Source organism: Stenotrophomonas sp. YJH_SMC_6, from assembly GCF_059371335.1.
Genome location: NZ_JCAFUM010000002.1, coordinates 98,601 through 118,337, shown reverse-complemented (window position 1 = coordinate 118,337; position 19,737 = coordinate 98,601). Strand labels below are relative to the sequence as shown.

The 19,737-nt window shown below is 65.5% G+C and carries 28 protein-coding genes and 1 pseudogene; 19 read left to right on the top strand and 10 right to left on the bottom strand.

Going from position 1 to position 19,737, the window contains the following annotated elements; genetic code table 11:
* Positions 1 to 64: 64 nt before the first annotated feature.
* Positions 65 to 298, top strand: a complete 234-nt coding sequence (locus AC5P9N_RS02340; protein ID WP_076738418.1) for a metallothionein — start codon at positions 65 to 67, stop codon at positions 296 to 298.
* On the opposite strand, the gene AC5P9N_RS02335 is transcribed toward AC5P9N_RS02340, so the two are convergent.
* From AC5P9N_RS02335 to AC5P9N_RS02325, 3 genes are all read right to left on the bottom strand, one after another.
* The gene (locus tag AC5P9N_RS02335; RefSeq protein WP_099484630.1) at positions 281 to 874 is read right to left on the bottom strand and encodes a cysteine hydrolase family protein; all 594 of its coding nucleotides are present in this window, start codon (positions 872 to 874) and stop codon (positions 281 to 283) included. The two genes, AC5P9N_RS02340 and AC5P9N_RS02335, sit on opposite strands and share 18 nt — an antisense overlap.
* 3 nt (positions 875 to 877) lie before the next feature.
* Entirely contained in the window at positions 878 to 1,516 is a 639-nt protein-coding gene (locus tag AC5P9N_RS02330) for a DUF6766 family protein (RefSeq protein WP_087802649.1), read from the bottom strand.
* A gap of 100 nt (positions 1,517 to 1,616) precedes the next feature.
* Positions 1,617 to 1,805 (bottom strand): hypothetical protein, encoded by a 189-nt coding sequence (locus AC5P9N_RS02325; protein WP_005409707.1) that lies wholly within the window; start codon positions 1,803 to 1,805, stop codon positions 1,617 to 1,619.
* A gap of 148 nt (positions 1,806 to 1,953) precedes the next feature.
* Here AC5P9N_RS02325 and AC5P9N_RS02320 point away from each other — a divergent pair, with 148 nt between their 5' ends.
* The 7 genes from AC5P9N_RS02320 to AC5P9N_RS02290 all read left to right on the top strand — a co-directional run bounded on the left by AC5P9N_RS02320 (position 1,954) and on the right by AC5P9N_RS02290 (position 7,246).
* Complete coding sequence (locus tag AC5P9N_RS02320) at positions 1,954 to 3,117, top strand: zinc-dependent alcohol dehydrogenase (protein WP_099484629.1); 1,164 nt, start codon at positions 1,954 to 1,956, stop codon at positions 3,115 to 3,117.
* Between the two features lie 10 nt (positions 3,118 to 3,127).
* Positions 3,128 to 3,631, top strand: a complete 504-nt coding sequence (locus AC5P9N_RS02315) for a hypothetical protein (protein ID WP_012480293.1) — start codon at positions 3,128 to 3,130, stop codon at positions 3,629 to 3,631.
* A gap of 105 nt (positions 3,632 to 3,736) precedes the next feature.
* On the top strand, positions 3,737 to 4,678 hold the full coding sequence (locus AC5P9N_RS02310) for a hypothetical protein (RefSeq protein ID WP_005413479.1): 942 nt from the start codon (positions 3,737 to 3,739) through the stop codon (positions 4,676 to 4,678).
* The gene (locus tag AC5P9N_RS02305) at positions 4,666 to 5,424 is read left to right on the top strand and encodes a PIG-L deacetylase family protein (protein ID WP_032966809.1); all 759 of its coding nucleotides are present in this window, start codon (positions 4,666 to 4,668) and stop codon (positions 5,422 to 5,424) included. The genes AC5P9N_RS02310 and AC5P9N_RS02305 overlap by 13 nt, the downstream gene beginning before the upstream one ends.
* Positions 5,421 to 6,008 (top strand): class I SAM-dependent DNA methyltransferase, encoded by a 588-nt coding sequence (locus AC5P9N_RS02300; protein WP_005413477.1) that lies wholly within the window; start codon positions 5,421 to 5,423, stop codon positions 6,006 to 6,008. Before AC5P9N_RS02305 ends, AC5P9N_RS02300 begins: the two co-directional genes overlap by 4 nt.
* The gene (locus AC5P9N_RS02295) at positions 6,005 to 6,691 is read left to right on the top strand and encodes a glycosyltransferase family 2 protein (RefSeq protein ID WP_099484628.1); all 687 of its coding nucleotides are present in this window, start codon (positions 6,005 to 6,007) and stop codon (positions 6,689 to 6,691) included. Before AC5P9N_RS02300 ends, AC5P9N_RS02295 begins: the two co-directional genes overlap by 4 nt.
* Positions 6,692 to 6,847: 156 nt before the next feature.
* Complete coding sequence (locus AC5P9N_RS02290; RefSeq protein ID WP_032965872.1) at positions 6,848 to 7,246, top strand: BLUF domain-containing protein; 399 nt, start codon at positions 6,848 to 6,850, stop codon at positions 7,244 to 7,246.
* A 117-nt stretch (positions 7,247 to 7,363) separates the two neighbouring features.
* On the opposite strand, the pseudogene AC5P9N_RS02285 reads toward AC5P9N_RS02290, so the two are convergent.
* Positions 7,364 to 7,579, bottom strand: a pseudogene (locus AC5P9N_RS02285) (response regulator); the annotation flags it as partial.
* A 401-nt stretch (positions 7,580 to 7,980) separates the two neighbouring features.
* Here AC5P9N_RS02285 and AC5P9N_RS02280 point away from each other — a divergent pair.
* From AC5P9N_RS02280 to AC5P9N_RS02270, 3 genes are all read left to right on the top strand, one after another.
* A complete protein-coding gene (locus AC5P9N_RS02280; RefSeq protein ID WP_049396038.1) occupies positions 7,981 to 8,205 on the top strand; it encodes a hypothetical protein in 225 nt (74 codons plus the stop codon).
* Between the two features lie 159 nt (positions 8,206 to 8,364).
* Positions 8,365 to 8,886: a ferritin-like domain-containing protein gene (locus AC5P9N_RS02275; RefSeq protein WP_005409697.1), complete on the top strand. Its 522-nt coding sequence runs from the start codon at positions 8,365 to 8,367 to the stop codon at positions 8,884 to 8,886.
* A 37-nt stretch (positions 8,887 to 8,923) separates the two neighbouring features.
* Positions 8,924 to 9,832 carry a manganese catalase family protein gene (locus AC5P9N_RS02270; protein ID WP_099484627.1) on the top strand — a complete coding sequence of 303 codons (909 nt, stop codon included), beginning with the start codon at positions 8,924 to 8,926 and terminating at the stop codon, positions 9,830 to 9,832.
* A gap of 121 nt (positions 9,833 to 9,953) precedes the next feature.
* On the opposite strand, the gene AC5P9N_RS02265 is transcribed toward AC5P9N_RS02270, so the two are convergent.
* Positions 9,954 to 10,277: a KGG domain-containing protein gene (locus tag AC5P9N_RS02265; protein ID WP_005409695.1), complete on the bottom strand. Its 324-nt coding sequence runs from the start codon at positions 10,275 to 10,277 to the stop codon at positions 9,954 to 9,956.
* A gap of 302 nt (positions 10,278 to 10,579) precedes the next feature.
* Between AC5P9N_RS02265 and AC5P9N_RS02260 the strand changes: the two genes are divergently transcribed.
* From AC5P9N_RS02260 to AC5P9N_RS02250, 3 genes are read left to right on the top strand one after another with little or no spacing between them, the layout of a single operon-like run.
* On the top strand, positions 10,580 to 11,047 hold the full coding sequence (locus AC5P9N_RS02260; RefSeq protein WP_049459907.1) for a BLUF domain-containing protein: 468 nt from the start codon (positions 10,580 to 10,582) through the stop codon (positions 11,045 to 11,047).
* Positions 11,044 to 11,811: a DUF72 domain-containing protein gene (locus AC5P9N_RS02255; RefSeq protein ID WP_099484626.1), complete on the top strand. Its 768-nt coding sequence runs from the start codon at positions 11,044 to 11,046 to the stop codon at positions 11,809 to 11,811. The genes AC5P9N_RS02260 and AC5P9N_RS02255 overlap by 4 nt, the downstream gene beginning before the upstream one ends.
* On the top strand, positions 11,804 to 12,538 hold the full coding sequence (locus AC5P9N_RS02250; RefSeq protein ID WP_012480284.1) for a DNA-formamidopyrimidine glycosylase family protein: 735 nt from the start codon (positions 11,804 to 11,806) through the stop codon (positions 12,536 to 12,538). The genes AC5P9N_RS02255 and AC5P9N_RS02250 overlap by 8 nt, the downstream gene beginning before the upstream one ends.
* 38 nt (positions 12,539 to 12,576) lie before the next feature.
* Here the strand turns inward: AC5P9N_RS02250 and AC5P9N_RS02245 are convergent, their stop codons facing one another.
* Positions 12,577 to 13,074 carry a YciE/YciF ferroxidase family protein gene (locus tag AC5P9N_RS02245; RefSeq protein ID WP_005409691.1) on the bottom strand — a complete coding sequence of 166 codons (498 nt, stop codon included), beginning with the start codon at positions 13,072 to 13,074 and terminating at the stop codon, positions 12,577 to 12,579.
* Between the two features lie 251 nt (positions 13,075 to 13,325).
* On the opposite strand from AC5P9N_RS02245, the gene AC5P9N_RS02240 reads away from it, so the two are divergent.
* From AC5P9N_RS02240 to ligD, 3 genes are read left to right on the top strand one after another with little or no spacing between them, the layout of a single operon-like run.
* Entirely contained in the window at positions 13,326 to 13,502 is a 177-nt protein-coding gene (locus tag AC5P9N_RS02240; RefSeq protein ID WP_076739996.1) for a DUF3606 domain-containing protein, read from the top strand.
* A 13-nt stretch (positions 13,503 to 13,515) separates the two neighbouring features.
* Positions 13,516 to 14,364 (top strand): DNA polymerase ligase N-terminal domain-containing protein, encoded by an 849-nt coding sequence (locus tag AC5P9N_RS02235; protein ID WP_414488989.1) that lies wholly within the window; start codon positions 13,516 to 13,518, stop codon positions 14,362 to 14,364.
* On the top strand, positions 14,264 to 16,069 hold the full coding sequence (gene ligD, locus AC5P9N_RS02230; RefSeq protein ID WP_414488988.1) for a DNA ligase D: 1,806 nt from the start codon (positions 14,264 to 14,266) through the stop codon (positions 16,067 to 16,069). Before AC5P9N_RS02235 ends, ligD begins: the two co-directional genes overlap by 101 nt.
* A gap of 7 nt (positions 16,070 to 16,076) precedes the next feature.
* Here the strand turns inward: ligD and AC5P9N_RS02225 are convergent, their stop codons facing one another.
* Positions 16,077 to 16,337 (bottom strand): hypothetical protein, encoded by a 261-nt coding sequence (locus AC5P9N_RS02225; protein WP_224482002.1) that lies wholly within the window; start codon positions 16,335 to 16,337, stop codon positions 16,077 to 16,079.
* Positions 16,338 to 16,525: 188 nt separating this feature from the next.
* Here AC5P9N_RS02225 and AC5P9N_RS02220 point away from each other — a divergent pair, with 188 nt between their 5' ends.
* Positions 16,526 to 16,975: a BLUF domain-containing protein gene (locus tag AC5P9N_RS02220; RefSeq protein ID WP_005409687.1), complete on the top strand. Its 450-nt coding sequence runs from the start codon at positions 16,526 to 16,528 to the stop codon at positions 16,973 to 16,975.
* A 9-nt stretch (positions 16,976 to 16,984) separates the two neighbouring features.
* Here the strand turns inward: AC5P9N_RS02220 and AC5P9N_RS02215 are convergent, their stop codons facing one another.
* A complete protein-coding gene (locus tag AC5P9N_RS02215) occupies positions 16,985 to 17,215 on the bottom strand; it encodes a hypothetical protein (RefSeq protein ID WP_024956843.1) in 231 nt (76 codons plus the stop codon).
* 224 nt (positions 17,216 to 17,439) lie between these two features.
* On the opposite strand from AC5P9N_RS02215, the gene AC5P9N_RS02210 reads away from it, so the two are divergent.
* Positions 17,440 to 18,957: an FAD-dependent oxidoreductase gene (locus AC5P9N_RS02210; RefSeq protein WP_099484625.1), complete on the top strand. Its 1,518-nt coding sequence runs from the start codon at positions 17,440 to 17,442 to the stop codon at positions 18,955 to 18,957.
* A 3-nt stretch (positions 18,958 to 18,960) separates the two neighbouring features.
* Here AC5P9N_RS02210 and AC5P9N_RS02205 read toward each other — a convergent pair whose 3' ends face one another.
* Both AC5P9N_RS02205 and AC5P9N_RS02200 read right to left on the bottom strand, forming a co-directional pair.
* Positions 18,961 to 19,383 carry a low affinity iron permease family protein gene (locus AC5P9N_RS02205; RefSeq protein WP_495223804.1) on the bottom strand — a complete coding sequence of 141 codons (423 nt, stop codon included), beginning with the start codon at positions 19,381 to 19,383 and terminating at the stop codon, positions 18,961 to 18,963.
* Entirely contained in the window at positions 19,380 to 19,634 is a 255-nt protein-coding gene (locus AC5P9N_RS02200; protein WP_099484624.1) for a hypothetical protein, read from the bottom strand. The genes AC5P9N_RS02205 and AC5P9N_RS02200 overlap by 4 nt, the downstream gene beginning before the upstream one ends.
* Positions 19,635 to 19,737: the final 103 nt, after the last annotated feature.

Sequence of the window (19,737 nt, the reverse complement as noted above, 5' to 3'; positions counted from 1 at the left end):
ATTCACGGCCACCGACACCCGCGCTGTCCACACTGTATGCTCCTTCCACAGCACGAGGTGCCCCATGGCCACCTGTGATGTCTGCGGCAACAACTACGACAAGAGCTTCACCCTCCAGCAGGGCGGGCGCAGCGGCACGTTCGATTCGTTCGAATGCGCGATCCACGCATTCGCACCGCGCTGCGCACACTGCGATTGCGCCGTTATCGGGCATGGTGTTGAAGGAAACGGCCAGATCTTCTGCTGCGCACACTGCGCCGGTCATTCAGGTGTAAAGGGTTTAGCCGACCGGGCCTGAGTCGCCGTCAGCGCCATCCCGCTCCTGCCCAGAGACAAGCGAAGAAATCCGCGCGACCCGCGCTGCGCCCGAACCAGCAAGCAGCGCCAGTGCCCGCCGCTTCTGCGCTGGCATTCCCGCCACGGCCTCCGACGCCAACACCACGTGGAATTCCCTGGCGTTGGCGTCCAACGCTGTAGCCAGGACACACGAATCGGCCGTCATGCCACACAGGCAAAGGTGGCGCACTCCCAGTTTGGCCAGCAGAATCGGCAAAGGGCTGGCCAGAAAGGCCGAGTGCTTGGGCTTGAGCACGAAGTAGTGACCAGGCAATGGCGAGAGAAGGCTGGCGATTCGCCCCGCCGGGCCACCGTCGCGCCGGCACTGTTCCACCTGCTGGCGGAAGTCGCGCTTCCAATCCGAGAAATTGTCATTGGCGTAGATGACCGGCCAACCGCGTTCGTCGAAGTGATCCCTCAGGCGCCGGATCTGCCGGGCCGCCCGCTCTGCCGCCGGCGCCAGCTTTTCAGCGCCAGGGAAGTCGAATCGGCTGAACATGTCGATGATCAGCAGGGCCGTCGATGGATCATCTCGCATGGCTCAATCACCTGTCTGCGCGTGTGGGGCCTCAACCGGCTTGGATTGCGGCGAGTCCTTCTGGCGCAGGAAAATCGTCAGCACCACCAGGGACAGCACGGCCAGGAATTCGCTCTGCCAGTTCTGCATGGATTCGAACCAGAATGTGCTGCTGGCGAGGTGCTCCACAAAGCCTGGCGGCGGCAATCCCTTCAACTGCTGTTCGGCCTCCTCGGCACGCCAGCTTCCCACTGCATGCAGCGTAAAGCTGAACAGGAACAACAGCCCGAACGCGATCGCAAGCGAATGACCGTAGAGCGTCTTCCATGGACCACCGCGCCTTACCGGCCACGGCGTGGGCCCCGGCTCGACGCGATTCTGTTCCTGCGCAGGGTCCAGCGGCCGCGATTCGGCCGAGCCGCGCTGGCGCAGGCTGACCGTCAGGAGCACATACATCCCCATCTGCAGGAACTCGCTCTCCCAGTTCTCGAACGTGGCGCTGACGAAGTGCCCCGTCGCGAGGTAGTGCCAGAGATCGATCGGCGCGCGTCCGTACTCGACCAGTTCCTGGTTGTGCACGTGATGCCCGGCAACCGCCTGCCCAACGATGAACACAAGCGTGAGCACAAGCAGCACCAGCGAGAGACCGTTGCGTTTCCACATGCAACACCTCATTCAGTCTGTTCCAGAGGCCGTGCGCGAAGCTTGCGCGGGTAGCGGGCCATGACCCGTGAATCCGGCGCATCCAGAATGTGAGGCGGACTCAACGCTTTCCGGTCGGGTCAGGATCAGGACGTTCGTAGTCTTCCGGTACGGCCTTGGGGCCATCGCCGTCGTCGGGCATGTCGTGCTCCTTCCACTTGGCTCGATCGTTGCGCCGCTTGTCCGGCGTGTGCGCCTTCGACTGATCGTCCACGTCTGTCGTCGGATTGAAGGGCAGCTTGTCGTTCATGGGCAGCTCCTGCGGCTAAAGACCGAAGACTGCACCGGGCCGGGTTAACACCATGACCCCGTGGAATGAACGCCGTGCACACCGGGATGTCACCGAAGCGGGACGGCGGCCTTGCGATGCTGGCGTCCCGAGCTCCTGGAGAAGCACGATGCAGGCATTGACCTATCACGGCCGCAAGGATGTGCGAGTCGAGACCGTACCGGACCCGGTACTGGCGGCCGAGGATGATCTGATCCTGAGGGTAACTGCCACCGCCATCTGTGGATCGGACCTGCACCTGTATCGCGGCAAGATTCCGGATCTGCACGATGGCGATGTGCTCGGCCACGAGTTCATGGGCGTGGTGGAAGAGGTCGGCAGCGGCGTGACCCAGGTGCAGCCGGGCGATCGTGTGGTGATCCCTTTCGTGATCGCCTGTGGAGAGTGCTTCCATTGCCGCCTGGCCGAGTATGCCGCTTGCGAAACCACCAATACCGGCAAGGGCGCCGCACTGAATCAGAAGGGCATGCTGCCTCCGGCCGCATTGTTCGGCTACACCCATCTGTATGGCGGCGTGGCCGGGGGCCAGGCCGAATTCGTGCGCGTACCGAAGGCGAATGTAGGCCCGCTGCGCATTCCGGAAGGCATTGCGGATGAGCAGGTGCTGTTCCTGTCCGACATTCTCCCCACCGGCTACCAGGCTGCGTTGAACGCAGGGGTGAAGGCGGGCTCGACGGTGGCCATCTTCGGTGCGGGCCCGGTGGGGCTGATGAGCGCGGCCTGCTGCCGCCTGCTGGGCGCAGAGACCATCTTCATGGTCGACCATCTTCGTTACCGTCTGGATTACGCGCGCCGTACCTACGGTGTGACGCCCATCGACTTCAAGGAGATCGAAGACCCGGCGGACTACATCCTTGCCCAGACCAGTGGGCGGGGCGTGGACGCCTGCATCGAGGCGGTAGGCTTCGAGGCCGAGGGCAGCGCGCTGGAGTCAGCATTGACTGCCGTGAAACTGGAGGGCAGCAGCGGCGTGGCGATCAGGCAGTGCATCGCGGCAGCACGCCGCGGCGGCGTGGTCAGCATCCCTGGTGTCTACGCTGGCTTCATCCATGGTTTTCTGCTGGGTGATGCGTTCGACAAGGGGCTGACGTTCAAGATGGGGCAGACCCACGTGCAGGGACTGATGCCGGAACTGCTCGACGCAATCATGGAAGGAAAGCTGCACCCGGGTGACATCATCTCGCACCGGATGCGCCTGGCCGATGCAGCTCAAGGCTATGCAATGTTTGATGCCAAGGACGATGACTGCCGCAAGATCGTATTGACACCCTGAGCGTGCCGCCATGAGCGCGATTGTCATCGCCTGTGTCTACGCCCTGTGGCTGGCTGCCGGATCGCTGGATTTCCATTTTCACCGGCGCACCGATCTTCCGCACACTTCCGCGATGCGCGAAAGCCTGCTGCATGGGGTGCAGCTGCTGCTGATCGGCAGCGGCGTGCTTGCCTGGCTCCTGCTGGAGAACACGTTGTCGCTGGTCGCGCTTCTGGCAGGCCTGGTCATCGCACACGCGGTCGCCGGCTATCTCGATACCGTCAGCGCGGACGGCCGTCGACGCATCAGCCCGGCGGAACAGCATGTGCACAGCGTGCTGGATGCCGCGCCGTGGGTCCTGCTGGCCTGGGTGGGCTGGCAGGTCCACCCGCGGTGGTCGCTCGAAGTGAAGCCTGCAGAACCGGACGTCTGGTGGTTCACCCTGCTGCCGGCGCTGGGCCTGGTGGTGCTGCCATGGCTCTGGGAACTGCGGCAGTGCGTGCGTGCAAGACAGCGCACGCAGACGGGGCCGTGAGGATCATGGTACCGGGCATTCATGTGCCCGCCACGCCATCAAGACAGACATGTGACCGCCTGCCGCCTACGTTCATGGCGTATCTCCATTGCAGGTCTGCCACCCATGCAGGATGTGACGTCATCCTCTTCGCTGTTCAATCGCGCACGCCAGGTGCTGGTGCAGCAACCGGCATTGCCTTTGCCCGGTGGCGGCCAGACGCTGCAGCGTTGGCAGGCGCTGGCAGCCTGGGGGGCAGAGGATCTTTGCCTGGCCAAGGTACTGGAGGCCCACTATGACGCCCAGGCGATTGCTGCCGAGTTGAGGGCGCCCATCCCTGCTGAAGACACGTTGCTGGCGGTGTGGGCTGCAGAGGGTCCGGCCAACACCGTTCGCATCGATGCCGGCGGTGGGTTGTACGGTGACAAACCCTGGTGTTCCGGCAGCGCATGGGTGGATGCGGCACTGGTAACGGTTCGCAACCCGCAGGGCGTGTGGCTATGCCAGGTAGCGGCGGAACACTGGCACACACTTGCGGGCGAGCCATGGCCTGCCGTGGGCATGGCCGCAATCCCTTCCACCACGGTGCGCTTTGACGGCGCACCGATGGTGATCCTGGGGACGCGCGATGACTACCTGCAGCGCCCGGGCTTCTGGCACGGCGGGGCAGGCATCGCGGCGGTCTGGTTTGGTGCAGCGGCCGCTTTGGCCGAGCGCATGCGACCGGCCTGCACCGAGGGAAATCGCGCGCGGCTGCTGGGTGAAGTGGACCTCGCCCTGGGCCCGGCAGCCGCGCTGCTTCGCGAACTGGCGGCGCACATCGACGCCGCGCCCGAACTGGCCCATCGCGAAGATGTAGTGCGCGTGCGCTGTGTCGTTGAGCGCGCGGCAACGCGTGTGCTGGACCTTGCGGGTCGGGCGCTGGGCCCGGGCCCGATGTGCCTGGAGGACGCCCATGCCCGGCGCTGCGCGGACCTGACCGTGTTCCTTCGCCAGAGCCACGCCGACCGCGATTGGGAATGGCTGGGCGAGCAGCGTGCAGCACAGGAGGCAACATGGGCGCTGTAGCCAGGACACCCCTGCAAGGGGAAGGAACCCAGGAGCAGGCCTGGCTGCACTGCGATTGGCTCTGGCAGCAACCGACCACATCGGCAACCGCACTCTGCAGCGGGCATGACCGCATGGTGGTGGTCGCGCCGCATCCGGACGACGAAATCCTCGGCTGTGGCGGACTGCTGCATCATGCTGCGGGGCAGGGTATCGACGTCAGTGTCGTTGCCGTGACCGACGGCGAAGCATGCTACCCGGGCGAGCCGTGGTGGACGCCCGAACGCCTGCGATCAGCGCGCCGAGCGGAGCTTGCCGCGGCATTGGGCGAACTCGGCATTCCGGTTCGCTCCATCTTCCACCTGGGTATCGCCGACGGCGCGGTCAGCGCGCATGAGCAGGGGCTGGAAGGTTGGCTGCAGCAGTATCTGCAACCGCGCGACCTGGTCCTGGCGCCATGGCGGTTTGATGGTCACCCCGATCACGAAGCGGCAGGACGCGCTGCCTGCCGCGCCGCGCGGGCGGTTGGTTGCCACCGGCTGGAGTACCCGGTGTGGGGCTGGCACTGGCTTGACCCTGCCTGCGCACATATGGCGTGGGAGGTTCCGAAGCTGGTCGACATTTCAGCAGTGGCGTCCGCAAAGCGAAACGCAATCGCGCATTTCCGTACGCAGACCGGCGACGTGGCGGGCCTGAACAGCCCGCCGGTGCTGCCCGCACATGTACTCGCCCGATTCTTCCGAAACTACGAGGTATTCCTTGCATGAGCGCGCAACCGTACTTCGATGACCTGCATGAGCAGGAGGACCCGTTCGGCTACCGCAGCCGGTGGTATGAAGAGCGCAAGCGTGCGCTGCTGCTGGCAAGCCTCAGCCAGCGCCAGTTCGCTCGCGGCTGGGAACTGGGGTGTTCCAACGGCGTACTGACCGAGGCGCTGGCCGCACGTTGCGAACGCCTGCTGGCAACCGACATCAGCCCACGTGCGGCGTTCCAGGCGCGCCGCAACCTGGCCCATCTGCCGCACGTGCAGGTTCATTGCGCCAGCCATCCCGAGCAATGGCCGCCAGGACGCTTCGACCTGATCGTCTGCGGCGAAATGGGCTACTACCTGGGGGCAGGCGCACTGCGCGAGCTGCGCGGCGGCATCGATGAAGCACTTCGCGATGACGGCCTGCTGGTTGCCTGCCATTGGTTGCCCTCGTTCGCCGGACGCGCGAGCCGGACCGAGGTGGTGCATCGATGCCTGGGGGAAGGCCTGCAGGAAGCCTTCCACTACCGCGATGCGGACTTCGTGCTTCAGGGATGGACACGGGGCCCCTTGTCATTGGCCCGGAACGAGGGCCTGCGGTGATAGGCGTTCTGATACCCGCCCACAACGAGGCGGACAGTATCGCGCGGTGCCTGCAATCCATCCGGGTGGCGGCCCTTCACCCGGGCCTCGGCGGCGAAGCAGTGGAGGTGATGGTCGCGCTGGATGCGTGTACGGATGCAACGGGCATCATCTGCCGCCAACACCAGGTCGGCAGCGTGCAGCTGGATGCACGCTGCGTCGGTGTCGCCCGGGCCGCAGCCGCTGCTGAACTGCTGGGGCGGGGCGCCAGGTGGCTGGCAAGCACGGACGCTGACAGCGAGGTGCCTCCCGAGTGGCTGGCCGCACAGGTTCAGGGCAGTTGTGACGCTTTCTGCGGACTGGTGGACATAGCGACGACCTGTCAGGGTGAACGGCGCCTGCGCAGGGCATTCCAGGCAAGACAGCAGTGGGGCGACCATCATGGGCGCATCCACGGTGCCAACCTCGGCATCTCTGCCTGTTCCTATCGGGCCGTTGGCGGCTTTGCTCCCCTGCACTGCAGTGAAGACGTGGCGCTTGTCAGAGCGCTGCAACGCTGCGGTGCGGTGGTGCGATGGGCCGGCGCTCCCGTGGTGATGACAAGTGCGCGTCTGCAGGGGCGCGCTACAGGCGGATTCTCCGCTTATCTGGCGGCGCTGGGTGGCGAGCGCTCTGGCGCGGAAGCGTCGGCCCTGGTCACCTGAGGGTCAGCCACACCGTCACGCAAGCGCCCGTGTTATCGGAGCGTGCGGTTGAGGAGAGCGTTGGGACAGCGCAGGCCACGAAGGCCCTCATCACTGCCTACCTCCGCGAAGCGATGATGGACGAGCAGGAAATCTCCTGCGTCAGAAGGAACGAATGTGCCCCTCCGTGCAGTCGCCTACGCAAGTGAGGCGACATCGGGGCTTTCCATGGACCATGTGGATGACCTCGCCAGGGCCGCCGCCCGCTTCAACTTCGAAGCCGGCGTTACGGGTGTGCTTCTTTACGACGGGCTCCGTTTCCTCCAGTACATCGAGGGACCGGAAGACAGCATCAACGTGGTGTACAGCCGCATCCTCAGTGCCCGCAGCCATTGCGAGCTGATCGAGCTGGGCCGGGGCAGGGTTTCCGGCCGGTTCTTTCCCTACTGGTCAATGCGGCTGCTGTGGGTCGATGCCTCCGAGATCCGCAGCGTGGCGCGCAGCAACTGGGATGGGCTCTCCCGTGGCGGCGCGCTGCGCCAGCTGAGCCTGGTGGTGGCCCCGCACCTGGGGTGACCACCCATGGCAATCAATGCGCCGGCGGTTGCACGCAGACATCCCCAAGACGCGCCGAACCGTCGCCTGCAACTCGCCGACGTGGAACGGTTTGGCCACGAACGCGGCGCGACGGTGACGCTGCGGCACCAACTGGTCATAGACTGCGGATACGAACAGGAACGGAATACCGAGTTCCGTCAGGCGATCAGCCACCGGGAAGACCACGCCGTCGCGAAGCTCGACGTCGAGCACGGCGCCGTCGAATCGCTGGTTGTCCAGCAGCCCCAGCGCATCGAACACGCTGTAGGCATGCGTCACCTGATCGCCTGCGTCCTCCAGCGCCTGTTCCATCAGCGCAGCCAGGTCGAGCTGGTCTTCCACCAGCAGCAGGTTGCATCTGCGCTGGCTCATTCCGGATTGCATACGTGCACGCCTGTGTTGTCCTGGGAACTGCAGTCTGTGCTGTACTGCATCAACGCCATGCGTGTGCATTGTCAGCCCGGCGCGAAGCCTCCCCCCGAGCGCGCCGCCAACCGGGTGGAGGAGGTGTGGAAGGTGCCCTGGATTTCGTTGACGGCGTCTTGGCACGCGCTGTGGATACTGCCGCCGTTCCCCCCATCGGAGATTCTGTCATGCCGCTGTCCGGAACCGATTCTGTCGCTCCAGGCGTACTGCGTGTCGAGTGCATGCCACTCGACTGCGGCGGTGCCGCCATCGTCGTGGAGCTGGACCGGGCGCCTGAACGGGCCTGGATGAAGTCGCTGAAGCGAGCACTGCTGGCCGACGACGCCATGGAAGGCGCACAGGCCAAGTTCGATGGGCGCTTCGTCTATGTCGTGGGCGTGGATGGTGGCGGGCATCGTGCTCAACATCGGGTAATGCAGGCCGTGATGGCGGCGGGCGGCGCGTGCGCCTCGAACGCCAGGCGCGAGCGACCTGCAGTCGGCGTGGGCGTATCCAGCGCACTGGCGACCTGAGAGCACCTCCTGGGTGAAACACAGGGCTGCGGATGTTATCGCCGCATCACCACTGCGTGCAGCGCCCACCTTCGACGGCTCACACCGGCCGACAGGGCGGTGATTGCCGGCGCTCCACCATGGTCTCCGGAGGCATGTCGCCCCGCACCGGAGATCGAAATGGCAGACCAGAACAACGCCCGAAGCGAGCGCCTGTTGAAGTGGCTGCAGGACGCCTACGCCATGGAACAGGAGGCGGAGACCATGATGAAGGCCATGGCTTCGCGGATCCAGAACTATCCCCACCTCGCTGCACGGATCGCCCAGCACGTCCAGGAGACGCAGGGGCAGGCCGCCTCGCTGCGCCAGTGCATTGAAGCGCTTGGAGGAAGCGTGCCGACCGCCAAGGGACTGTTCGCCAGCATGACTGCGGCTCTCCACGCGGCCGGCACAAGCCTGATGGAAGACGAGGTGGTCAAGAGCGTAGGGCTTTCGTTCGGCTTCGAGAACACCGAGATCGCCACCTACCGGGCGCTGGTGATTGCTGCCGAGCGCGCCGCAGCGCCGGACATCGCCGCGGTCTGTGGTCAGATCCTGCAGGAAGAGATCGCCATGGCGCGCTGGCTGGAAGACCACCAGGACGGCCTGGTCGGTGCGTTCCTCAATCGCGACGAAACGCCGGGCGCGCAAGCCAAGCGTTGACCCCGAAGCCAGCACAGCCAGCCATTGGAGAAACCCCATGTTCTTTCATCACAAGAAGCTGATGTACACCGTGCGCGTGCGCGAATCCAACCCGCAGCTCGCCAGCCTCATGCTTGAACAGTTCGGCGGCCCGCAGGGCGAGCTTGCTGCCGCCATGCGGTACTTCACCCAGGGACTCGGCGAATGCGATCCAGGCCGCAAGGACCTGCTGATGGATATCGCCACCGAAGAGATCAGCCATCTGGAGATCATCGGCACCATCATCGCCATGCTCAACCGCGGGCCGAAGGCCATTCAGTCCGAAGGGCTTGCCGAGGCCGAGGATATGCGGCTGCTGGGGCAGAACAGCACCAGCCATACCGAGCAGATCCTGTACGGTGGCGGGCCGGCACTGGTCAATTCCAGCGGGGTGCCGTGGACAGCGGCCTACATCGACTCGATCGGGGAACCTGCCGCCGATCTGCGCTCGAACATCGCTGCGGAAGCGCGCGCCAAGCTGGTGTATGAGCGCCTGATCAACGTCACCGATGACCCCGGCATCAAGGATGCGCTGCGTTTCCTGATGACGCGCGAGATCGCGCACATGAAGTCATTCGAGAAGGCGCTGCACAGCATCCAGCCCAACTTCCCGCCGGGCAAGCTGCCGGGGGACCCTGCGTTCACCGATCTGTACATGGACATGTCGCAGGGCGACGGCGCCGACGACCTGCAGGGCAGCTGGAACAGCGGCGAGCTATGGGAGCGGGTCAGCGACCGCGAGGCACAGTCCGCTGTGGATGGTGGCGACGGCGGCGGCACGGTGGACCTGGACGCGCGCGAACAAGCGGCGGTGCAGGCCATGACCCTGCGTACACTCTCCGACCCGGAAGCGCGGCCGACCACCGGGGCCGAGCTGGGGGCCGGCCCGGGCGCGGGAGCACTGGACCTGCCACCACGCGAGCCATGAAAGGGCTGGGGCGCCCATCTGCGGCGCCCCAGTGGCGAAGCCCTTGATCAGCGTCAAGGCGTACGAAAGTGGGCGGACATCACGTCCGCCCACGAAGAGGTACATCTGGCTTCAGCCGCGATCAGCGCTGCTGGCCACCGCGGTTGTTGCCGCCGCCGCGTTCCTGCTGTTGCTGCCCGCCGCCCTGGTTGCCGCCCTGGTTTCCACCCCCGCGGCTGTTCTGGCCGCCTTCGCGGCCGATGTCCGCCATGTGCTGGCGATCCTGGCTCACCGCTTCGCCGCCCTTGCGGCCGGCTTCGCGTGCTTCTTCCGAGCTGAATTCATGGGCGTTGCCTGATTCGTGCGCGGCACGTCCACCCTTGGCGGCGATCTCGCGCTGCTTGTCCTCGTCCATCGAAGCGAAACCGCGGTTGCTGTTGCCCTGGTTCTGGTTCTGGTTGGCCATGGAAAGTCTCCCTGGGTTGAGCCGCCCGACTGGCGGCAGGGACCATCTTCCAGATCCGGCGCTAGTGGGCGGTGGCATGACCGCCAACGTGGCGTCATCCGGAAGCCCACGATTCCTCATCCGGTCTCCACGAAACGTCGTGCACACGCGTGTGCGCCCGCAGGCGCGCCCGCCGCGCTCGATCACGTGTCAAGGCGATGCGGCGGACCCGCGCCTCAACTCGACGCAGCCTCTACGCCGGCCTCACTGCACATACGACCCGCGTCGCTAAGGTAGAGCTGTCTGCAACAACCGGTGGTGCCATGCCTTTTCGTGCGATTGCCTATGTGAGTGAAGCGTCCCCAAGCCTGACCGAAGAGCGACTGCAACGGCTTGTGGCCGAAGCGGTGCAGTTCAACGAATCCGTCGATGCCACCGGCACGTTGCTGTTCGACGGCTCGCGCTTCCTGCAGTATCTGGAGGGCCCGGAGGCCGGGATCAATGCCGCGTACACGCGCATTCTCGCGGCCGGCAGCCACAGTGGGATCGTCGAGCTGAACCGGGGCAGGGTGGGGCGGCGGCAGTTTCCGCACTGGCGGATGCGCAGCGTGCGGGTGGATGAGCTCGCGCTGGGAAAGATCGCCATCTCTGACTGGACCGGCTTCGTGCGCAGCGCGTCGGCGCTGGAGTCGGGCGCCAGCGCACTGGATCGTCTGCTGTCGGTCTCGCAGTTGCAGACGGATGCAGGTGCGGGAGAGACCCTGGAACCGTACGGGCAGCTGGTACGATGACGGCGGCGGCCGCCCCGCGTGCATCCGCTCCACTGCGTGTCGGCTGTGCGGGCTGGTCGCTGCCGCGCGCGGATCAGGAAGCGTTCGGCGCGGGCGACACCGCGCTGCAGCGCTACACCACACGCCTGCCGATGGTGGAGATCAACTCATCCTTCTATCGACCGCACCAGGCCAGGACCTATGCGCGATGGGCGGCGAGCGTGCCGGAGGGCTTCCGGTTCGCGGTGAAACTGCCGCGAGAGATCAGCCATGAGCGTCGGCTGCGCGACGCGATGCAACCGCTCGAGCGGTTCCTTGAAGGCGTGCTGGAGCTGGGTGAAAAGCTCGGGCCGTTACTGCTGCAGTTGCCGCCGAGCCTGATGTACGACACGGCCACGGCCAGCGCATTCCTGCGGGGCCTGCGCGCGCGTACCCAGGCCGATGTGGCGTGCGAGCCGCGCCACCCGAGTTGGTTCACGCCGGAAGTGGATGCGCTTCTGAGCGCGCATGGCGTGGCACGGGTTGCCGCGGATCCGGCACGTGTGCCGGCGGCAGCGACGCCCGGCGGTGACCGCGCGTGGAGCTACTGGCGCTGGCACGGCCAGCCACAGATCTATCGCAGCGCCTACGACGAACCCACCCTTGCCCACCTTGCGCGGCAGCTGCTGGCCGAGGCCGAGGCGAAACGACCCGCCTGGTTCGTACTGGACAACACCGCACTGGGTCACGCGACCGGCAACGCCCTGCACCTGCAGGCGCTGCTGCAGGAGAAGGAACATGCCTGAAGGCCCTTCGATCGTCCTGCTGCGCGAAGCAGCGAGCCACTTCAAGGGGCACGTGGTCCGCGCCGTCTCCGGGAACAGCCGGGTCGACCTGTCGCCACTGCAGGGCCGAAGGGTCAAGGCGGTCCGCAGTTGGGGCAAGCACTTCCTGCTGGAATTCAGCCGCCACACACTGCGCATCCATCTGATGATGTTCGGCAGCTGGCGCATCGACGAACGGAAGCCAACCCCGCCGCGTGTATCCCTGCGGTTCGACAATGGCGAGCTGAACTTCTATGCGTGTTCCGTGCGGCTGATCGACGAGCCGTTGGACGAGGTCTACGACTGGCGCGCGGACGTGATGAACGATGCCTGGGATCCGAAGCTGGCCCGGCGCAAGCTGAAGGCAATGCCGGACGTCATGGTCTGTGATGCGCTTCTGGACCAGACGGTCTTTGCCGGCGTGGGCAACATCATCAAGAACGAGGTTCTGTTCCGAATAGGCGTGCACCCCGCCACGCGGCTGGGCGACCTGCCACCGCGCAGGCTCACCGCGCTGATCACGCAGGCCCGCGCCTACAGCTTTGATTTCCTGCAGTGGAAGCGCCGTTTCGAGTTGAAGAAGCACTGGCAGGTACACACGCGCAGGATCTGCCCGGCATGCGGCGGCCCGATCAGCAAGCTTTACATGGGCACCACCCGGCGGCGCACGTTCTTCTGCCCGAACGACCAGGTGCTGTACGAACCCTGAGGCCGCCGTCCATGGCGGCCGGCTTCGGGGCGCGTCGATCAGGCGGCTTGTGCCGCCTTGGCATTGCCGCCGCCCTTGGCCAGCAGGGTGAGCTTCTCGTCGGTGGCCTTCTCTTCCTCAAGCGTCTCCAGCAGCAGCGGCAGGGCGTCCTTGTAGCCCAGCTGCTTGGCCAGCGCGGCGATGGTGCCGTAGGACGCGATCTCGTAATGCTCGACCTTCTGCGCGCCGCCGATCAGGGCGGCATCGCGCACAGGGCCCTTGTCGATGCTGTCGATCACTTCCTTGCCTTCCTCCACCAGACCTTCCATCGCCGCGCACTTGATGCGCTTCAGCCGGATGCCGAGAACCTCCACCACCTGGTCGATGCGCTCGATCTGGCCCTGGGTTTCTTCCAGGTGCGTTTCAAATGCTGTGGCCAGGTCAGGGTTCTCGGCCGCACGGGCCAGGCGCGGGAGGGCCTTGGTCAGCTGCTTTTCGGCGCTGTAGATATCCGAGAGTTCGTGGATGAACAGGTCTTCCGCTGTCTTGATAGCCATGCTGGGCTCCGCTGTGAGTGGAGCGCTCAGCGTAGGTCCCGCCCGGTTGCGATCAGGCGGGGGCCAGGTGAAGGCGGCATGTGAACGCCAACGCGAGCCCTGCGCGTTGTCTTCACGAGGTGGCGTCTGTCGCCCGCCTGCCGCAGTCCCGATACAGGCAGGCCTTCGCCGTCGCTTCACGGTGGCATCGCCTGGTGCCCATGGGCCGACCGGTACGGTCACTTCACGCCCGATCACGCGTGGAGACTTCCATGAGCGATGACAAAAAGAACACCGGCAGCCCGGACCGGGATCGTATCAACGTCAACGAAGACTATGAACTGCAGTACTGGACCACCGCACTGGGTGTGTCAGCCGAGGAACTTCGGGCTGCGGTCGCCGAGGTCGGGCCCACCGCCGCTGCTGTACGCAAGCACCTGGGAAAGTAGCGCGGAGCTGCCCATGTCACTGGTCGAGTACCGCCGCAAGCGTCGTTTTGACCAGACCAGGGAGCCCGAACCGGGCAAGGCGCTGCCAGAAGGCCAACGCGCCATTTTCGTGGTGCAGTTGCATCATGCCAGCCGCAGGCACTACGACTTCCGTCTGCAGGTGGGTGACGCGCTGAAGAGCTGGGCCGTTCCCAAGGGCCCCAGCTACGACCCGAAGGTCAAGCGCATGGCGGTGGAGGTGGAGGATCATCCCGTCGACTACGCAGCATTTGAAGGCGAGATTCCCAAAGGCCAGTATGGCGGCGGACATGTCGCCCAGTTCGACCACGGTGTGTGGGCCACGCAGGGCGACCCGGAAGCCCAGCTCGCCAAGGGCCATCTACGCTTCGAGCTGTTCGGCGCCAAGCTCAAGGGTGGATGGCATCTGGTCCGTTCCGGCAAGCCTGCGCGCCAGCCGCAATGGCTGCTGTTCAAGGATGACGATGAATTTGCCAGCGATATCGAGGCAGACGATCTGCTGGCGGATGTTGCTGTGGCGCCCCCGGAAGACCTGAAGCGTGCCGGGCGCGGAAAGACCGCGAAGAAGAAACTCACGGTCGTACCCCCCACACGCACCCGACGAAAGAACTGGGCGAAGAAGGCCCTGGCGCTCAGCAAAGCGAAAAAGGCGGCAGCGCCGTCCGGGCCGTTTGAGCCGCAGTTGGCCAAGCTGGGCGACACGCCGCCCCAGGGCGGGCAGTGGGTGCATGAGATCAAATGGGATGGATACCGCATCCTTGCTACGGTGGCTGAGGGCAACGTGCAGCTGTGGTCGCGGAACGCACTGGAATGGACCGGCAAGCTGCCTGAAAGAAATACGTGAAGCGATCGCGGCACTGGGGCTCACCTCGGCGGCACTGGACGGTGAGCTCATCGCGGGCGCCGGCACCAAGGAAGACTTCAACCTGCTGCAGGCCACGCTCTCCGGCGAGCGGCAGGGCGTCCTGACGTATGCATTGTTCGATCTGCTGCATCTTGATGGCGTGGACATCGCCGATGCGCCCTTGCTGGAACGCAAGGCCCTGCTGCACTCCGTGCTGGAGGGGCAGGGCAGGCCATTGGCGTTCAGTTCGCATGTGCAGGAGGATGGCGACGAGGCCTATCGCCTGGCCGGTGAGCAGCACTTCGAAGGCATCATTTCCAAGCGCGCCGATCGCAGCTACCACAGCGGCCGCAGTGAGGATTGGCGCAAGACCAAACAGCTGGCCAGCGACGAGTTCGCGGTGGTCGGATACACCGCGCCGAAGGGCAGCCGCACCGGGTTCGGCTCGCTGCTGCTGGCGCGGCCAGACCCGAAACATGGCTGGCTCTACGTCGGCCGCGTCGGGTCCGGGTTCTCGGACGAACTGATCGGCGAAGTCAGCAGGCGCATCGAAGGCGGCGGCGGCCGCAAGCCGACGGCGCACGTGCCCACCCAGGACACCGACCTTCGCGCCGCGACCTGGTTCGCACCGCGTTTCGTTGTGGAGGTCTTCTATCGCGGGATTGGCGGGCAGAAGCTGTTGCGCCAGGCATCGCTGAAGGCGGTACGGGCGGACAAGGACATCGCCGATCTCGAAGATTCCGATCGCGCCGGAAAGGCCCCGGCTGCGGGTGGCACGCATGCACCCTCGCGACCCGGGCGCAGGGCGAAAAAATCACCCGCTACCGGCCGCAAACCGCCCGCGCTTTCGTCCCCCGGCAAGATCCTGTTTCCTGGCGATGGCTACACCAAGCAGGAGGTATGGGACTACTACGCAGCAGTGATGGAGCACCTCCTGCCCGAGGTGGTTGATCGTCCGCTGTCGATCATCCGATGCCCCAGTGGCACCGCAAAACCCTGCTTCTTCCAGAAACACCACACAGCCGGGCTGGACCTGGTCGATCCGGTAAGGCTGAAGGAGGAAAGCGGCATCAACGCCCATTACCTGGTGGTGCGTGACGCGGCCAGCCTGCTTGAACTGGTGCAGTTCAACGCGTTGGAGTTCCACCCCTGGGGCAGCCACGCAGAAGCGCCCGACAAGGCCGACCGGGTGGTGTTCGATCTGGATCCAGGACCGGACGTACCCTTTGCCGAGGTCAAGAAGGCGGCAATCGACATCCGCAGACTGCTGGCGCAGCTGCAGCTGGAATCGTTCCTGCGGGTATCCGGCGGCAAGGGCCTGCACGTGGTGGTGCCGCTCAACCCGGGATGCGACTGGGACCTGACCAAGCGCTTTGCGAAGGGCTTCGCCGATGCGCTGGCGCAATCCGAGCCCCAGCGATTCCTGGCAACGGCCACCAAAAGCCTCCGCAACAAGCGGATCTTCGTCGACTACCTGCGCAACGGACGCGGTGCCACGGCAGTCGCGTCCTACTCGCTGCGGGCGCGGCCGGGCGCACCGGTCGCGTTGCCGATCGCCTGGGGCGATCTGGCGAAACTCAAGCGCGCAGACGCGTTCACGATCAAGGACGTGCCAGCAAAGCTCAAGCGGCGGCGCAAAGACCCCTGGGTCGGCATCGGGGAAGTGAAACAGAATCTGGCGCGCTGGGCGCAGGCAGACCCGTAGCCCGCGCCTACGCGTCGGATCCCTGCGCGCTGCCGGGCAGGACATGATCGCATTCGACCAGCCGAGCGTTGCTGACCGTCTGGCGCGAAGGACAAGCGCCGCACACCAGCGTCGTTCCACCGGGCACCGCCCCCAACGCGTCCCCCGACAACTGTGTAATCCCGCCGCAGGTGTTGCAGCGCACGCGAATGGACCTGACGCGCTCAATACCCTGCACGCCGGAAACAGCGTCCAGCTCCAGAACATGGAAAAGGCCGGTATTGGGCATGGGGCGCTCCCGAGTCATCTGGCCCAAGCGTAAACGATCCATGGCATGGGGGGTGTAGGCGTCCTGCATGCCGTTTGTCAGCTGGAACCCAACTGATTCACAAATGCACATGATGGGAACAACTGCGGGGCGCAGCTGGCCTATCCTACGGCCACGGAATCTGGGGGGATTCGCTACAGGAGCAGTTAATGCCGATCAGGGCAGTCGCATACGTCAGCGAAGCGGGCCCAGCCGTTGCTGGTGATCCGTTCGGCCTGGGCAGCGGAAAGCTCGACGATCTGGTCGATGATGCCGCCCGCTTCAACCGCAGTGCCGGCGTCACCGGCGTCCTGCTGTTCGACGGCAGCCGCTTCCTGCAGTACATGGAGGGGCCCGAAGACGGCTTGAGGGTGGCGTATTCGCGGGTGGTGGGCGCCTCCAGCCATACCGGGCTCATCGAGTTGCAGCGCGGCAGGGTGGGCAACCGGCGGCTCCCGTTCTGGCCGATGCGCTGGCTGCCCACCCAACCCGAGCAGTTGAAGCTTCTTGCCCGCGCGGACTGGTCAGGGTTCGCCCAGCACAGCGGTGACGATGCGCCAACCGAGACGGCGATGGATATCCTGGCCAGGTTGGTGGAACCTTACGCGGTCGCGGCGTGATCCACCGGCCTAGCGGCCTCCATAGCGCGCCGCGCATGGAATCTCTCCGCTGCACGCGTTGAGGTGCCCGGTGCGCATCACGCAATACAGCCGGGCCTCCGGGTCTGCACTGGCAGCAATGTAGTCCAGTGCCTCGGCAAGCATGCGGACGAACTGCTGCTCGGGGTAGAACGCTGCCCAGGTCGGCAGCAGTTCGTCCAGTTGCGCGATCATCAGATCGATTTCCAGGTGCGTGCTCACTGCCTGATCCTCCTTCCAGGCACGTTAGCGACCACGCTGCAAGCAGAGAGTTGCGGTTCGCAGAGGCGACACAGGCGTGTTGCCCACGCAGCGCTCATCTGGCCTTGACCATGGCGTTGATCGTCGCAGCGCGTGAGCATCATCTGCACGGCCGCGCCACCCTCGTTTCACCCGGCAAGGCGTATCAGAGAGGCCTCCCAGCTGAAGCTGCAAGGATCCCTTTCATGTCCGAACCGTTCCCGCGCGCCAGCTTATGGTCAGCTGACACCGAGTCGCATTGCTTCCACCCCCTTGCCGGCACGACGCGCGCGGACGTGCTGGTGGTGGGCGCCGGCATGACCGGCCTGCTGACAGCGGCCCGCCTGGCGGATAGCGGCCTGGATGTGCTGGTGGTCGATGCAGGGCCCATCGGCGGGCGCAATACGGTGATGTCCACGGGCAATCTTTACGGGCCCGTCTCCCGGCTGGCAGAACTGGTCTCGCGCTGGGGCGGCGACACGGCCAGTCGCATCGTGCAGTGGCGGCAGCAGGCGCTGCGCGCCATCGAAACGCTGGTTCATCGCTACGATCTGCGTTGCGGCTTCGAACGCGTGGCCATGCAGTACGGCATGCAGGAGCGCACGCGCGAGGTGACGACGCTATTCGAGCGTGAACTTCAGGCCTATCAGCGCGTAGGCCTGCAGTGCGAACACCAGCAGTCAGGTCTGCCATTCGCATTGGGCCACGCGTTCCGTGTTCCCGATCAGGCGCAGTTGGATCCGGCGGCCTTCTGCAGGGAGCTGGCGCGACACCTGGTGGGCCGGGTGCGCATCCACGACTGGACCCAGATCAACAGCATCGAGGCATCAGCAGGCGTTGCCACCGCCTTTGGCGGCCGCATCCATGCCAGGCACTTCGTGCTCGCCACCCACTCGCCAGCAGGGTTCAACCTGGTGCAGGCCGAGATGGAGGTGTACCGCGAGTACGGCGTGGCGGTGCCGGTTGCCAATCCGCCAGCGGCAGGTATTCATTGGATCGCCGATCGGCACCGCTCGCTGCGCGGGGTGCGCGGTACTGATGGCCGCGACTGGCTGGTGCTGGTCGGCGAGACACATCGCACCGGCGAAACCCCGGTGATGGATCCGGCACAGCATCTGGTCGCCGACGCGCGTCGCAACTTCACCGTGCAGGGCGAGCCGCTGTGCTGGTCGGCGCAGCAGTTCCGTGCAGCCGACCAGTTGCCCTACATCGGCAGCAGCGCGCACGACAATGTATGGGTCGCCACCGGCTATGGTCCCGATGGCTTGACCTGGGCGGGCGTGGCCGCTCGTGCGATCACCGAGGGAATCATGGGCACGACCAGCGAGATCGAGAAGCTGCTAAGCCCCATGCGCTTCACGCCAGTGCGCTCGGCGGCCGGCTGGGCCCGTACCAATGGCACGGTTGCACGGCACATGGTGGGAGATCGCCTTGGTGCTGCGCCGTCGCACTCGCCCAGCGAGTTAAGCCGTGGCTGTGGCGCACTGCTGGACGTGGATGGAAAGCGGACCGCCGTCTACCGCGATGAGCACGGTCAACTGCATGCGATGTCGGCGCTGTGCCCGCACCTCAAGTGCGTTGTCCAATGGAATGGCCATGAACGCACATGGGATTGCCCATGCCATGGCAGCCGCTTTTCCGCCACCGGGGCGCTGCTGGAAGGCCCCGCCCGGCAGGGCCTCACGCCAGAACCGCTGCAGGCAGAGCAGCCGCTGCAGCGGTGACCCTCAGGCTTCGGCGGCCGCATCCGCCTCGCAGGGCATGCGGCGTTCCTTCTTGGACTTGATGTCTGCAGCGGTCTTCGCCAGTGCCTCGTAACGCTGGCGAATCTCTTCAAGGTGCGCCGGTTCCATCGACTCCAGGTTCAACAACTCCTGGTTGGCGTCCTTGCTGACCCGGATCAGTTCATCCAGCTTGATGTGCAGCGCGGCCGTATCGGCATTCTGCGTATGCTGGATCAGGAACACCATCAGGAAGGTCACGATGGTCGTTCCCGTGTTCACCACCAGTTGCCACGTATCATTGAAGTGGAAGGCCGGCCCGCTGGCGGCCCAGGTGATGATGACCCCCAGCGCCGCGACGAATGCGCCCAGGCTGCCGGACAATCGTGCCGTCGCGGCCGCGACCCGGGCGAAGCCGCGCCGGATCACTCGTCACCTCCCGCGGCCTCCTCATCCGTTCGACGATCTGGCAGCCTGACCCGCTCACCCAGGCGCTTGGCCTGCTCTTCCGGCGTTGGCGCGGCGACGAAGGGGGAGATCGGATCACTGGCAGGGAAGGTTTCCTGCAGCGCTTCGTCATGATTGCGGTGGTTGTGCAGCTTTGCCTGCAGCGGGCTGACAGGATCGGGGTGCTGCGCTTCCGCGTCCGGGTGGGGGAGGTCTTTCTGATCGCGTTGCATGGTGAATCTCCAGGTTGATCACCACCCCTCAGGTGGCCGGCCCAGCATAGGAGTGCGCTGTGAGCGGCCCCATCAAGGGCGGGGCAACGTGGCGTCAAACCTT

Bases quoted from the DNA above. Each gene is read 5' to 3' on its own strand.
- AC5P9N_RS02235 (WP_414488989.1), top strand. From the start codon at position 13,516: ATGTCACTGGTCGAGTACCGCCGCAAGCGTCGTTTTGACCAGACCAGG.
- AC5P9N_RS02335 (WP_099484630.1), bottom strand. From the start codon at position 874: ATGCGAGATGATCCATCGACGGCCCTGCTGATCATCGACATGTTCAGC.
- AC5P9N_RS02255 (WP_099484626.1), top strand. From the start codon at position 11,044: ATGACGGCGGCGGCCGCCCCGCGTGCATCCGCTCCACTGCGTGTCGGC.
- AC5P9N_RS02225 (WP_224482002.1), bottom strand. From the start codon at position 16,337: ATGCCCAATACCGGCCTTTTCCATGTTCTGGAGCTGGACGCTGTTTCC.
- AC5P9N_RS02340 (WP_076738418.1), top strand. From the start codon at position 65: ATGGCCACCTGTGATGTCTGCGGCAACAACTACGACAAGAGCTTCACC.
- AC5P9N_RS02250 (WP_012480284.1), top strand. From the start codon at position 11,804: ATGCCTGAAGGCCCTTCGATCGTCCTGCTGCGCGAAGCAGCGAGCCAC.
- AC5P9N_RS02265 (WP_005409695.1), bottom strand. From the start codon at position 10,277: ATGGCCAACCAGAACCAGAACCAGGGCAACAGCAACCGCGGTTTCGCT.
- AC5P9N_RS02275 (WP_005409697.1), top strand. From the start codon at position 8,365: ATGGCAGACCAGAACAACGCCCGAAGCGAGCGCCTGTTGAAGTGGCTG.
- AC5P9N_RS02310 (WP_005413479.1), top strand. From the start codon at position 3,737: ATGCAGGATGTGACGTCATCCTCTTCGCTGTTCAATCGCGCACGCCAG.
- AC5P9N_RS02210 (WP_099484625.1), top strand. From the start codon at position 17,440: ATGTCCGAACCGTTCCCGCGCGCCAGCTTATGGTCAGCTGACACCGAG.
- AC5P9N_RS02325 (WP_005409707.1), bottom strand. From the start codon at position 1,805: ATGAACGACAAGCTGCCCTTCAATCCGACGACAGACGTGGACGATCAG.
- AC5P9N_RS02280 (WP_049396038.1), top strand. From the start codon at position 7,981: ATGAAGTCGCTGAAGCGAGCACTGCTGGCCGACGACGCCATGGAAGGC.
- AC5P9N_RS02330 (WP_087802649.1), bottom strand. From the start codon at position 1,516: ATGTGGAAACGCAACGGTCTCTCGCTGGTGCTGCTTGTGCTCACGCTT.
- ligD (WP_414488988.1), top strand. From the start codon at position 14,264: ATGGATACCGCATCCTTGCTACGGTGGCTGAGGGCAACGTGCAGCTGT.
- AC5P9N_RS02220 (WP_005409687.1), top strand. From the start codon at position 16,526: ATGCCGATCAGGGCAGTCGCATACGTCAGCGAAGCGGGCCCAGCCGTT.
- AC5P9N_RS02245 (WP_005409691.1), bottom strand. From the start codon at position 13,074: ATGGCTATCAAGACAGCGGAAGACCTGTTCATCCACGAACTCTCGGAT.
- AC5P9N_RS02300 (WP_005413477.1), top strand. From the start codon at position 5,421: ATGAGCGCGCAACCGTACTTCGATGACCTGCATGAGCAGGAGGACCCG.
- AC5P9N_RS02270 (WP_099484627.1), top strand. From the start codon at position 8,924: ATGTTCTTTCATCACAAGAAGCTGATGTACACCGTGCGCGTGCGCGAA.
- AC5P9N_RS02315 (WP_012480293.1), top strand. From the start codon at position 3,128: ATGAGCGCGATTGTCATCGCCTGTGTCTACGCCCTGTGGCTGGCTGCC.
- AC5P9N_RS02260 (WP_049459907.1), top strand. From the start codon at position 10,580: ATGCCTTTTCGTGCGATTGCCTATGTGAGTGAAGCGTCCCCAAGCCTG.
- AC5P9N_RS02240 (WP_076739996.1), top strand. From the start codon at position 13,326: ATGAGCGATGACAAAAAGAACACCGGCAGCCCGGACCGGGATCGTATC.
- AC5P9N_RS02320 (WP_099484629.1), top strand. From the start codon at position 1,954: ATGCAGGCATTGACCTATCACGGCCGCAAGGATGTGCGAGTCGAGACC.
- AC5P9N_RS02305 (WP_032966809.1), top strand. From the start codon at position 4,666: ATGGGCGCTGTAGCCAGGACACCCCTGCAAGGGGAAGGAACCCAGGAG.
- AC5P9N_RS02200 (WP_099484624.1), bottom strand. From the start codon at position 19,634: ATGCAACGCGATCAGAAAGACCTCCCCCACCCGGACGCGGAAGCGCAG.